A 12,032-nucleotide genomic window follows, 5' to 3' on the forward strand; every position below is an offset into this window, starting at 1 on the left:
ATGAATTAGGGTAGCCATAACAGATCAGCAGCTGTTCTAGGAAGCGGACGGCTTCACCAGAATCACCTTGTTTGAGAACGGGCATGTTGATACCAGTGGCGGCGGGTTCGATGTTAGCTTGCATGGTTAATTTCTCCAAAATTTAATGCGTGGTTGACAAGAATTGCAAATGGTTGATGATAACTTAATTAGCACCCAGATTCGGCGAGCAATTCGTTCCAAGTCTTCTGTCCAACAATTCCATCGACCTTCAAACCACGGCTTTTCTGGAATTGTTTGACAGCGGCTTCGTTTTTCTTCCCAAAGATACCGTCAACGGTTACAGTGTAGTCATGATAGTTCAGTAGACCTTGCAGGTATTTGACATCATCGCCTTTGCTACCGAGACGCAGAGTTGGTAAAGAACGAGTTGCTTGGACTTGATCGACTGATTGCATTTTTAATGCCTCCAGGTGGTGTTTGTCTCTACATTTCAAAGGTAATTCTGTTTGTCTCTGTTCCGCAGTACCCAGTAGGGTACTTTTGCACCCCAAGCTTTTTCAGGTTTATTTTTGGCAAAAATACCTCAAACGGGTGAAACGGTTGCCAAAAAAAATTGTTCAAATGTAAATAGGTTCCTACACTTGGCCTTGATAACGGTCTATTGATTTGTAGAAAGCGACGAAACAACAAGCGATCGCGTTCTGCTAACGATTTCCCGTGCTGAGGGTAGGGTCTGCGATCGCACAATCGCTCTCACTTTTCATCTCTATGCAGAAACCAGAAACCCGGTTTCTCTAAGAAACCGGGTTTCTTTTGTTGACAAACCCGGTTTCTTGAGTTTGAGATCTCACACCAACGTCTTACGACAATTCGCTCAATTCACGCCAAGTCTTCGGCCCGACAATGCCATCTTCTTTCAATTTACGGGCTTTTTGGAAAGCTTTCACTTGGGCTTCTGTCTTCGGCCCAAATTGCCCGTCTACTGTTGTAGGAAAGCCTTGAAAAGTCAACAGCCGCTGTAAAATTCGGACGGCATCGCCTGCGCTACCTTTTTGCAGCATTGGCAGACCAATGGTTGCTGTTGCTTCAGTCATAGTAAATCCTCTCAAAATGTGTTTCAAAAGTTCATAGGAGACTCACGGTAGAAGCCACTCCTGAACGGTAGAAACTACTCCTGACTCAACTTTAATTTAAGTCCTTAAGGGCTTGGTCTATTCCAACCTATTCTGTTTACATCCTATTTGTTTCTTATCTATACAGCCTGTACAGTTTGGTAGGGAATGGAATAGATATCTTTTAAAACGAGGGTCGCTTACCCTCAACTCAAGTATCGCACTTTTTTCCAGGTTTGTACATAAATAAATGTTAAGGTTAGCTTGGTAAAAAAACCGGATTTCTAGCTCTAGAAACCCGGTTTCAGTTGAGGACTTAGGCGCGACTATCCTAGAAACCGGGTTTCTGGGTAGAGAGAAACCGGGTTTCAGTTGACTTTTTTTTTCAAGCTGCGAGCTTAGCCAATCCCATCAATCACTGGATGGAAGTAGAACGCTAATCCCAAAACTGTATAAGCTGCTAACAGCAGCGTACCCTCTAGCCAATTTGAGCGCCCATCGGAACTAATCGAATTAGCAATTAACACGGATACAGTTACAGCCACCACTTCAAACGGGTTGAAGTCTAAATCCATTGGTTTTCCCAACAGCCAACCTGCTAGAACCAGAACGGGAGCGACAAACAAAGCAATTTGCAAGCTCGATCCTACTGCTACGGAAACCGACAGATCCATCTTATTTTTCATCGCCACCGTAACGGCTGTAGCGTGTTCCGCCGCATTACCCACAATGGGAACGACGATAACCCCAGTAAACAAAGCGGTTAACCCCAAACGGGCTGTAGCTTCTTCTAGAGTACCAACGAGCATTTCCGACTCGACGGCTACCATGATGGTGGATGCAAATAACACGCCTACCCACAACCACAAATTAACCTCGTGTTGCGGGGGTTGATCGGGGGCGAGATTCGCTTCGGCTAACTCTTCGGGTTCCATTTCTGCTATCCCCACATCGTAAAGATAGGTGTGGGTTTTCATCGAAAACAGCAGCGTTAGCGAGTACACCAGGATTAAAACAATCGCCACCCCATCGCTAAGACGCTGAAGCGTGACTTCACCAATCCCAGAGGAGGTGTAATTCATCGCTGTCGGTAGCAAAAGGGCAATGACAGCCAAGTTCATCGCCGAAGCATTGACGCGGGCGACAATTGGCTGAAATTCCTGCTCTTTGTACCGCAGTCCTCCCAAAAGCATGGCAAGTCCCATCACCAAAAGCAAGTTGCCGATAATCGAACCCGTGATGCTTGCTTTCACAACATCGATTAATCCGGCGTTGAGTGCAACTAAGCCGATAATCAATTCGGTGGCGTTGCCAAAGGTAGCGTTTAAAAGCCCGCCCAGGGACGGACCGAGGACGACGGCGATTTCTTCGGTAGCAGTACCCATCCAAGCCGCTAAAGGCAGGATAGCCATCGCGGAGGTAATAAATACTACCAGCGGCCCCCAATGCAAGAACTCAGCTGCAAGGGATATGGGGATGAACAGCAAAAGCACTAAGAAGATATTTTCTTTGGTCAGCATTCAATGTCTGTTGTCGTTTGTTCAAATTCATTGTCTATTGTCAGTGGTTAGCGGTCAGTTGTCAGTAGTAAGGAGTACGCAGCGGCAAAGAGTGCCTTCGGTGAATTATGACCTGCATTCCTTACTACAAACGCCCCAGAGCTTGTCAACCGCATTTACGAAATTTTTACAAATTGTCTTTATTTGCTAAGTTTTCGGTAAAAACTATTAAATACCGTTAAAAATATCTTGGTTTCTATCAAAATCGTGATTAAATTGACAATAATGCCAAGTCATTATTTTTGCTGGTAAATGCATTCAGATCTCGGCTTGGTTATAGGGGCGCGGGTGCGTTGTAATCTCTACAGGAGTCTGAGAGCAATTGAAAGGTTTTGATTCCCAGCGATAATTGTGCGGCCTTGAAGGCTTTTGAGCCAGCGCCAGGCGGTTTTTGATTGTTTTTATTGTTTCAAATTGGACGCTAGACTATGAATGCTTACGGTAATGTGCCAGCTTCCTTAACTGAAGAATTAGGAAGTGTTGCTCCGTTAACGCCCGTTACAAATCCGAAAACTGAGTCCGTTGCAAAAACGGGCGTTTTCGTGACTGTCCACGGTCATTTTTACCAGCCGCCGCGCGAGAATCCCTACTTGGATGCGATCGAGCGCCAGCCGAGTGCGACGCCTTTCCACGATTGGAACGAGCGCATTCATCACGAATGCTATCGCCCGAATGCGTTTGCCAGGATTTTGAACGAAAAAGGCCAACTCGTGGGCATTGTAAATAATTACGAGTACATGAGCTTTAATATCGGCCCGACGCTGATGTCGTGGCTGGAACGGTATGATGTGGAGGTTTATCAGCGGATTCTGGAAGCGGACCGGAAAAGCGCCATGCGGTTTTCCGGGCATGGGAATGCGATCGCGCAAGTATACAATCACATCATCCTGCCCCTTGCCAACGAACGCGATAAATACACCCAAATTCGCTGGGCTAAGGCAGATTTCCGCTCCCGCTTCGGGCGCGATCCGGAAGGCATGTGGCTGGCGGAAACAGCGGTAGACTATCCCACTTTAGAAGCTTTAATTGCAGAGAACATCCGCTTTATTGTTCTGGCACCTTCCCAAGCGTTGCGCTGTCGTCCCATTGCTAGTAAAGAACAGCCTGCACCCCACTGGATCGAAATTGGCGGATCCCAGATCGATCCGACGCGCCCCTATCGCTGTTTCTTGCCGAGGGGCGAACGCACAAAAGACTATATCGATATCTTCTTCTACGATGGGCCGATCTCGCGGGATCTCGGCTTCGGCGATGTCCTCAACAGTACCCATCACCTAGCAGGGCGAATTGGCGGCGCGATTCAAGGCGGGCGCACCAGTCAACTGATCGCCGTCGCAACTGATGGGGAAACTTTCGGTCACCACAAACGGGAAAAAGAACGCTGTCTCGCCTATGCGTTTACTCAAGAATTTCCCCAGCGCGGTTGGTCTGTAACCAATTATGCCCATTACCTCAGCATGTTTCCCCCGACTTGGGAAGTCGAACTCAAGCCGGTAACCGCTTGGAGTTGCGGCCACGGCGTCGGGCGCTGGCAAGATGATTGCGGCTGCGGCGCGCAGAACGGCTGGCATCAAAAATGGCGGCGTCCTTTGCGCGATTCACTTAATTGGCTGCGCGATCGCTTAATTGAAGTGTACGAACAAGTCGGGAGCAATATATTCCGCGATCCGTGGCAAGCGCGGGATGAATATATTGGGGTGATACGCGATCGCTCAAAAGCTAATGTCGAAAGTTTCCTCCAACGCCACTGCATCCAAAAACTCACCCACGCAGCAGAGATCGACGCCCTGCGCGTATTGGAAATGCAGCGCCACAGCTTGCTGATGTTTACCAGTTGCGGTTGGTTTTTTGAAGAACTCTCGCGTCCCGAAGGCGTGCAAATTCTCCGCTATGCCGCCCGCGCCATCGAATTGGCTGGGGAAGTGGCTGGGGTACAGTTGGAAAAAGAGTTTATCCGCCAGTTGAGTTTTGCACCCACCAACGTTGACCAATACAAGAACGGTGCTGAAGTATACCGGGAATTGGTCTTATCCGCCCAGGTAAGCTTAAAGCAAGTCGCCGCCCACTACGCGATTTCTTCCCTTTTCACCGCCTATCCTACAGAACATCGAGTATATTGTTATACCGCACAGCAAATCGATTACCAACTGCAAAGCATGGGGCCGCTGAGCTTGGCGGTAGGTCAATTGCAGCTGGTATCGGAAATTACCTGGGAAAGCGAACATGTAGTTTTTGCCGTGCTGCACTTAGGGGGATGGGATTTCCACTGTTGCATTCAACCGTTTGCAGGGCGTCGCGCCTACAGCGAATTGAAACACGAGCTATTTGAGGCGATCAAGCACGCCGGGGCGGCACACACGATTTTGGCAATGCACCGGCTGTTTAAAGATGCAGATGGTGGGGCAACGCACCCCTATAGCTTGCAAAACTTGTTTGCCGAAGAACGGCATCGGATCATGCGGCTGTTGAGTCGGGAAACCCTGAAGCGGTTGGATCAACTTTATACTCAGGTGTACCGAGATAACTATGCAGTTTTGATGGCGTTTTACCGGGATGAATTGCCAGTACCGCCAGAGTTGCAAGTAGCGGCAGAAATGGCATTGTGTCATCGGGCACTAGAGGCAGCGCGATCGCTCGAGCGGGATATGAGCGAGATCGATGGTGGAAGTGAAAAAGGTTGGATTCAACTGACAGAATTAGAAGGGATCGCCCAAGAAGCAAAACTGTTCCGCTGTCAACTCAATATCCCCGAAGCAAAGAAAACTTTAGAGCGGATGATCTTGCGATCGCTTTGGCATCTGCTGCACGACTCGAATCCTGCTACCTTGGAATCCGACGTGCAACGCATCGAGCGCACGATCGAAGTAGGACAAAAGCTAAACCTGGGATTATCTCTTGACCGCGCTCAGGAGATCTACTACAGTTGCCTCAACCACCAAATTATGCCTCAGTATCTCCAGGCTGGGTTAAATTGGTCACCCGCTCAAGGCGACGTATCCTGCCGCGTAGATTTACTGCAAATGCGTCCGTTACTGCGGTTGGCTCAAAAGTTAGCCGTTGATATCGATGCTTGGTTGAATCAATTGGTTTAAAGCCAAGAAACCCGGTTTCTGGTAAAAACGAGACATCTACAAAGAAACCGGGTTTCTGGTAATAGGTAATTGGCAGAAAAAACAACCAATTACCTATTACCTATTACCCATTACCTATTACCAATCTCTAAAAAGAATAAACCCGTCCTTGTTCATCAATATAGACAGACTTATCCGCTCTAGCTAATCTCCCAGCGCGGCGGATGCGGACAAAGACTTGGTTATCCGTAGGGTTTGCATTGTAATCGTATACCAATTCATCGCGGGCGTAAATATTTATATTGGCAATATCAGAGATGCGGCTAATATTACTGACGCTGATATTGGCGGTGCCGCCAGGAGGCAAGACACTTTCCGGTGCCGGAGTCAGACTATAGCTGACCGGAATATCTGCTTGATTTAAAAGAATAACCGTAATTGGACGGTTGGGGTCAACTTGTGCTTGGGGTTGCCAAAACCCCGGTGTGAAGCTGTTGGGACGTTTGTTAGGTTGGGAGAAAACGATAGTAGGAGTAGCTGCACTGATGCTGGCAATAAGTGCTATAGTTGTCATTATTTTGGGTTTCATATCTGACCGTTGTTAACCTCGACAGGGTAAAGTTGAATTTTCTTTACTACTTTAGTATGTTTTTGCCAGCACGATATGCCTCCCTTCCGCTTCGCGAACGCTGAGTCATCAAGTAATATCATGTCCGGTTAAATAGCAATAGTTAGGAATGACGCGGTGACACGGTGACACGGTTACGCTCTGATATTTTTATTAAGGGTAATTAGGCGGACATCATATAATTTGTTAGCGCGCGCTCCCGCTGGCAGTTAATTTTAATTCAAATAAGTTTTGGGTAATAATTGATAGATCGTGGCTGATGCAGATGGCAGGATGAAGAATCTTTGAAGCCTTGAAAAAGCGACTTAATTAATCGGGATATCGGAGATACTTTCGTTGTGGAGTTTGGCTGAAATTAACTCCCCTTTGTAGAACAACCCAGAAGTTGTGCAGATTTTGCCGCAACCCTAACGTCACAAAATCTACCAGGACTTACGCACTACGATCTGATCGCCTTTGTTTCTGCGTCAATCTCTCCTTGCCAAACCAACGATTTTTCGGAGAAACTTTGGTGTTTGCGTAAGTCCTGTCTGCCAAAGTGAGTTTTATCGCTCTCCTTTGCCCCCAGATTAAGATAGAAGTATAGAAACTAGAGTCGGCAAGATTATGCGATCGCGCAAGCTCTGTGGGAAAAAACCAGTTATCGGTCACTTACTGCTACTGGTGACAGCAGGCGTCGCCTTGTTGGGTGGTTGTTCGACGCCTCCTAAATCAACTTCGGTTCCAGAGTCCACACCCGAAGCGCCTAGCAATTCAGTCAGTGCAGCTAATAATAACAGTCCTCCGGTTGCTGCTATCCCCGCGACGCCTTCTAACTTTGTGGTCGCCGTGGTGGACAAGGTGGGGCCTGCTGTGGTAAGAATCGATGCAGCAAAAACGGTAAGAAGCCGAGTTCCAGAAGGTTTTAGCGATCCGTTTTACCGCAGATTTTTTGGTTCTCCAGATGCGCCGCCACCTGAAAGGACAGTGCGGGGAACAGGATCGGGCTTTATTATTAATGCTGCCGGTCAGATTTTGACCAATGCTCACGTCGTGGGTGGTGCCGATCGGGTATTGGTGACGCTGCGCGATGGGCGCGAATTTGAAGGTAAAGTTTTAGGCGATGACCCCGTGACGGATATCGCAGTTGTTAAGATTCCAGCGAGTAAGTTGCCAACGGTTGCTCTGGGGAATTCCGATGGGCTACAAGTGGGAGAATGGGCGATCGCTATCGGCAGTCCTCTGGGTTTAGATAAAACTGTAACCGTAGGTGTAATCAGCGCTACAGATAGAACGAGTTCCCAAGTCGGCGCACCCGATAAGCGGATTGGTTTTATTCAAACCGATGCGGCAATTAATCCCGGTAACTCTGGCGGCCCTTTATTAAATGGTCGCGGTGAGGTAATTGGTATTAATACGGCGATTATTGGCGGCGCGCAAGGTTTAGGATTTGCCATACCGATTAATCGCGCCCAACAGATTGCTCAACAGTTGATTGCGACAGGCAGAGTTCAACATCCTTTTTTAGGCATTCAAATGGTGACGCTCTCGCCTGAAGTTAAAGAAAGAATCAAAAATGCTACTGATGGCAGATTAATTGTAGCGGCGGATCGGGGAGTGTTAGTTTTAAGGGTGGCGCGTGATTCTCCTGCTGATAAGGCTGGAATTAAGCCTGGAGATGTAATTCAAAAACTGGATAATCAAGCTGTCACGACAACTGATAAACTTCAGCAAGCGATTGAAAAGCGTAAAGTAGGCGATCGCTTGCCGATCGAATTCCAACGCGATGGACAACTTCAGCAGGGCGAAGTCGAGCTTGGTGCGCTTCCTGCCCGCCAAAGTCGTTAGTAGGGTGCGTTACGCTTCGCTAACGCACCGCAACCACTGCGTAAGTACTGATAGGGTTAAGTTAAGCGATATGCCTCCGGCACGCTGCGCGAACGCATTTCACAACCTAATCTACCTATGTCTGAAATCCTAGAAATCATTCAATTAGGCAATCCCATCCTACGCCAGCAAGCTAAACCCATTGACAATCTTGCCGATGAGTGCATTCAAACATTGATAGATGAATTAATTGCAACCGTCGCCAAAGCAAACGGCGTGGGAATTGCTTCCCCTCAAGTTGCTGAATCTTATCGCTTATTTATCGTCGCATCGCGTCCAAATCCCAGGTATCCCAACGCCCCAACAATGGAACCGACGGCGATGATTAATCCTCGAATTATTGGTCATTCTACAGAGGTTGTGAAAGGTTGGGAAGGCTGTCTCAGCGTTCCAGGGATTCGAGGATTAGTGCCCAGATATCAAGCAATTGAAGTCGAATATACCAGTCGCGATGGCAAGCTGCATCGGCAAGAATTGACAGATTTTGTCGCCAGAATCTTTCAACACGAATACGACCACTTAGACGGAATCGTATTTATAGATCGGGTTGAAAGCACGCAAGAATTGATGACTGAGCAAGAGTATCAACAGCGAATTGTACAACAGCAAAACAAAACTTTGTGACCTTCGTGTCTTTGTGGTTTGTTAAAAAACCGCAAAGACGCGAAGACCGCGAATAAATGCTTCAATTTTTACATCCTATCAAGTACTTGGATTCCGAGCAATGATAATCCTAGTTTTAGCGTTTGATCCGTTAAATCGCACAACATTAATCGAGATGTCCGCACAGGTTCTTCTGACCAAAGGACAGGACATTGTTCAAAAAACTGATTGAACTTCTTGCTCAGTTCGTACAAATATTCGCAAAGGCGATTGGGGAGCAAATCTTGCTCAACTTTACTAACAACCTCACCCAGCTGCAATAAATGCTTGGCTAACACCAACTCAGCTTCTTCCTGCAACAGAATTTTGGCATCTGTTCCCAAATTATCGAAATCAATATTACCTTTGCGACTAATTCCTTGAATTCGCACATAGGCATAAAGCAAATAAGGTGCAGTATTGCCTTGAAGGGCTAGCATTTTGTCGTAGCTGAAGATGTAATTGCTGTTGCGGTTTTGGCTAAGATCGGCATATTTGACAGCGCTGATACCAATTACTTTGGCAACATTAGCAATGAAGTCTTCAGATTCCTCACGACCTTCTTCTTTCAGTCTAGCTTCGAGGTCGGCACGGGCGTGTGCGATCGCTTCATCGAGCAAATCTTTAAGTCGCACCGTTTCCCCAGAGCGGGTTTTCAGCTTTTTCCCATCTTCTCCCAAGACCAAGCCAAAAGGAACGTGATCTATCTCCACGTTATCAGGAATCCACCCAGCCTTTCTTGCTACCTGTAATACTCCAGCAAAGTGGTTTGCTTGACCAGCATCGGTAACATATATAATTCGCTCAGCATTATCCTGTTGAATCCGGTAGCGCAGCGCCGCTAGGTCGGTTGTAGCGTAATTGTATCCCCCATCCGACTTTTGTACAATTAAGGGTAGAGGCTGACCATCTTTGTTAGTAAATCCTTCCAGAAAAACGCATTTAGCCCCTGCATCTTCTACCAACAAACCCGCTTTTTCTAGGTCTTCTACAACTGCTGGCAACAAAGGATTATAAAACGATTCACCCCGTTCTGTTAGATGTATATCGAGACAGTTATAAATAACTTGAAACTCTCGTCTAGATTGTTCGCACAGCAACTGCCACGCCCGCCGAGAATCTTCTGCCCCTGCTTGCAGCTTAACGACTTCTTGTCTGGCAATTTCTTGAAATGCTTCATCTGCATCAAACCGCTGTTTAGCCTTTTTATAAAAAGTCACTAAATCGCCCAAATCCAAAGCATTAGCAGTTGTCAAAGCTTCCGGGCAAACTTCTCTCAAGTAAGCAATTAACATGCCGAATTGAGTTCCCCAATCGCCTACATGATTCAACCGCAGGACATCTTCACCTTGAAATTCTAAAATTCGGGCAATGCAATCTCCAATAATAGTCGAACGCAGGTGTCCGACGTGCATTTCCTTAGCAATATTGGGGCTGGAAAAATCGACAACTACCCGTTTGGGATTTTTCGCCAGTGGGATTCCCAAGCGAGAATCTGTTTGAATAGCATTTAGCTGCGCTTCCAGGTATGCCGGTTTTATGGTGAAATTGATAAAACCTGGCCCTGCTACAGAGGGTGTGTCGCAGATATCCGAGACATCTAGATGCTGGATGATGGTTTCAGCGATGGCGCGAGGCGGTTTTCCTAACTGCTTAGCCAGGGACAAAGCTGCATTCGACTGATAATCGCCAAATTTGGGGTTACTAGCAGACACCAACATGGGATCTACCCCAGAATAGTCAGAGCCAAAGGCTGCGACTAGAGCTAGTTCAAATTGATTTTTGAGTTTTTCGAGAGTAGGGTTCATTGGGGTTTGGCGGCAGAATCAAGCAGGGTACTGCTCTATTCCATCGTACTAACATCTATGTTCATGCTCAAATCTAGCCAAGTTGAGCGAGTAATCGGGGCGCTGCTGGAAATGTAGTCTACGCCAGTTTCGGCTACGGCGCGAATCGTTTCCAAGGTAATGTTGCCCGATGCTTCAATTTTGATGCGCTTATTGGTTGCGCGAATCGTCTGCACGGCTTGGCGCATCAAATCGAGGGGCATGTTATCCAACATGATGATATCAGCACCGTGTTTTAGGGCTGCTTGTACTTGCTCTAGGGTTTCGGTTTCGACTTCAATCGTGAGGGGATAGGGGATGTTGCCTCGGATGCGAGCGATCGCATTGCCAATTCCTCCCGCCGCCTCAATATGGTTATCCTTAATCATCACCGCATCATCCAGCCCCATCCGGTGATTCACCGCCCCTCCCACTTGAGTCGCGTACTTTTCTAGCAATCTTAGCCCTGGGGTTGTTTTGCGAGTATCCACCAGTTGCACGGGTAAATCTGCAATTTTCTCTACATATTGACGGGTGAGGGTGGCAATCCCACTCAGCCGCATCAACAAGTTTAAAGCAACCCGTTCGCCCATCAGTAAAGCATCTAAACGCCCCTCAAGGCGAGCAACTACATCTCCTTTCTGACACGGCTGTCCTTCAGCCACCTGCGAGACAAAGCTAACCTGGTGATTCAAAAGCTGGAATACCCGTGCGGCGATGGGTAACCCAGCAACGATACCAAGTTCTTTGGCTATTAGCTCGGCTTGTCCGACGCCGACGCCGTTGGTGAAGAGGGATTGAGTGGTGCGATCGCCCCTGCCGATATCTTCTATCAACCAACTCTGTAGCAGGGGATGCAGCACTATATCCGGGGGTAGATTTGCGATCGCAGTCACAGCTAAAACTTTTTTTGCGAGTTTTTCTATTCTTCCACGACTAATCTACCCCATATTCCTTGTCACAAGCGACTTCCAGCCTTTTTTTAAAAATTTTCCCAAAGGGGTTGACAGACCCTAATAGACTTGTTAGATTAGTAAAGCGGTCGAGAGAAAGCCAAGCGAAAGCGAGACGCTCAAGAAGCGCAACGAACCATGAAAAAAGCATAGTTTGAAAGCAAAAACCAAACAAGCCTCGTAGAAAAACAAATTAAAAAAACCGGGGTCTTTTGACACCGGCAGCCAAAACAAACTAATTCTGGTTTTAATACGGAGAGTTTGATCCTGGCTCAGGATGAACGCTGGCGGTCTGCTTAACACATGCAAGTCGAACGGGGGTAGAAATACCCTAGTGGCGGACGGGTGAGTAACACGTGAGAATCTAGCTTCAGGTTCGGGACAACAGAGGGA

At 47.4% G+C, this 12,032-nt stretch carries 9 protein-coding genes and 1 rRNA gene; 4 read left to right on the plus strand and 6 right to left on the minus strand.

The window, feature by feature from the left end; all coding sequences use genetic code 11:
- Positions 1 to 188: 188 nt before the first annotated feature.
- From ACE1CM_RS42790 to cax, 3 genes are all read right to left on the minus strand, one after another.
- Entirely contained in the window at positions 189 to 437 is a 249-nt protein-coding gene (locus ACE1CM_RS42790) for a peptidoglycan-binding protein (RefSeq protein ID WP_374885432.1), read from the minus strand.
- A 405-nt stretch (positions 438 to 842) separates the two neighbouring features.
- The gene (locus ACE1CM_RS42795) at positions 843 to 1,076 is read right to left on the minus strand and encodes a peptidoglycan-binding protein (RefSeq protein ID WP_374885433.1); all 234 of its coding nucleotides are present in this window, start codon (positions 1,074 to 1,076) and stop codon (positions 843 to 845) included.
- 416 nt (positions 1,077 to 1,492) lie between these two features.
- Entirely contained in the window at positions 1,493 to 2,614 is a 1,122-nt protein-coding gene (gene cax, locus ACE1CM_RS42800) for a calcium/proton exchanger (protein WP_374885435.1), read from the minus strand.
- A gap of 467 nt (positions 2,615 to 3,081) precedes the next feature.
- Between cax and ACE1CM_RS42805 the strand changes: the two genes are divergently transcribed.
- Positions 3,082 to 5,745, plus strand: a complete 2,664-nt coding sequence (locus tag ACE1CM_RS42805; RefSeq protein WP_374885437.1) for a DUF3536 domain-containing protein — start codon at positions 3,082 to 3,084, stop codon at positions 5,743 to 5,745.
- A gap of 127 nt (positions 5,746 to 5,872) precedes the next feature.
- Here ACE1CM_RS42805 and ACE1CM_RS42810 read toward each other — a convergent pair whose 3' ends face one another.
- The gene (locus tag ACE1CM_RS42810; protein ID WP_374885438.1) at positions 5,873 to 6,298 is read right to left on the minus strand and encodes a hypothetical protein; all 426 of its coding nucleotides are present in this window, start codon (positions 6,296 to 6,298) and stop codon (positions 5,873 to 5,875) included.
- A 660-nt stretch (positions 6,299 to 6,958) separates the two neighbouring features.
- Here ACE1CM_RS42810 and ACE1CM_RS42815 point away from each other — a divergent pair.
- Together ACE1CM_RS42815 and def are read left to right on the plus strand one after the other, a co-directional pair.
- On the plus strand, positions 6,959 to 8,179 hold the full coding sequence (locus ACE1CM_RS42815) for an HhoA/HhoB/HtrA family serine endopeptidase (RefSeq protein ID WP_374885440.1): 1,221 nt from the start codon (positions 6,959 to 6,961) through the stop codon (positions 8,177 to 8,179).
- Positions 8,180 to 8,296: 117 nt separating this feature from the next.
- Positions 8,297 to 8,842, plus strand: a complete 546-nt coding sequence (gene def, locus ACE1CM_RS42820) for a peptide deformylase (RefSeq protein WP_374885442.1) — start codon at positions 8,297 to 8,299, stop codon at positions 8,840 to 8,842.
- A gap of 68 nt (positions 8,843 to 8,910) precedes the next feature.
- On the opposite strand, the gene argS is transcribed toward def, so the two are convergent.
- Complete coding sequence (argS, locus tag ACE1CM_RS42825; protein ID WP_374885443.1) at positions 8,911 to 10,668, minus strand: arginine--tRNA ligase; 1,758 nt, start codon at positions 10,666 to 10,668, stop codon at positions 8,911 to 8,913.
- Positions 10,669 to 10,703: 35 nt separating this feature from the next.
- Entirely contained in the window at positions 10,704 to 11,582 is an 879-nt protein-coding gene (gene nadC, locus ACE1CM_RS42830) for a carboxylating nicotinate-nucleotide diphosphorylase (RefSeq protein ID WP_374885444.1), read from the minus strand.
- A 306-nt stretch (positions 11,583 to 11,888) separates the two neighbouring features.
- Here nadC and ACE1CM_RS42835 point away from each other — a divergent pair.
- Positions 11,889 to 12,032 (plus strand): 16S ribosomal RNA (locus ACE1CM_RS42835); the annotation flags it as partial.

Origin of the sequence: Microseira sp. BLCC-F43, assembly GCF_041929235.1 — a bacterium.
In the GTDB taxonomy this organism is placed as follows: Bacteria; Cyanobacteriota; Cyanobacteriia; order Cyanobacteriales; family Aerosakkonemataceae; genus Microseira.

What these genes read in the sequence shown, in the direction of transcription:
- ACE1CM_RS42790 (WP_374885432.1), bottom strand. Translation starts at nt 437, where the DNA reads ATGCAATCAGTCGATCAAGTCCAAGCAACTCGTTCTTTACCAACTCTG.
- ACE1CM_RS42795 (WP_374885433.1), bottom strand. Translation starts at nt 1,076, where the DNA reads ATGACTGAAGCAACAGCAACCATTGGTCTGCCAATGCTGCAAAAAGGT.
- cax (WP_374885435.1), bottom strand. Translation starts at nt 2,614, where the DNA reads ATGCTGACCAAAGAAAATATCTTCTTAGTGCTTTTGCTGTTCATCCCC.
- ACE1CM_RS42805 (WP_374885437.1), top strand. Translation starts at nt 3,082, where the DNA reads ATGAATGCTTACGGTAATGTGCCAGCTTCCTTAACTGAAGAATTAGGA.
- ACE1CM_RS42810 (WP_374885438.1), bottom strand. Translation starts at nt 6,298, where the DNA reads ATGACAACTATAGCACTTATTGCCAGCATCAGTGCAGCTACTCCTACT.
- ACE1CM_RS42815 (WP_374885440.1), top strand. Translation starts at nt 6,959, where the DNA reads ATGCGATCGCGCAAGCTCTGTGGGAAAAAACCAGTTATCGGTCACTTA.
- def (WP_374885442.1), top strand. Translation starts at nt 8,297, where the DNA reads ATGTCTGAAATCCTAGAAATCATTCAATTAGGCAATCCCATCCTACGC.
- argS (WP_374885443.1), bottom strand. Translation starts at nt 10,668, where the DNA reads ATGAACCCTACTCTCGAAAAACTCAAAAATCAATTTGAACTAGCTCTA.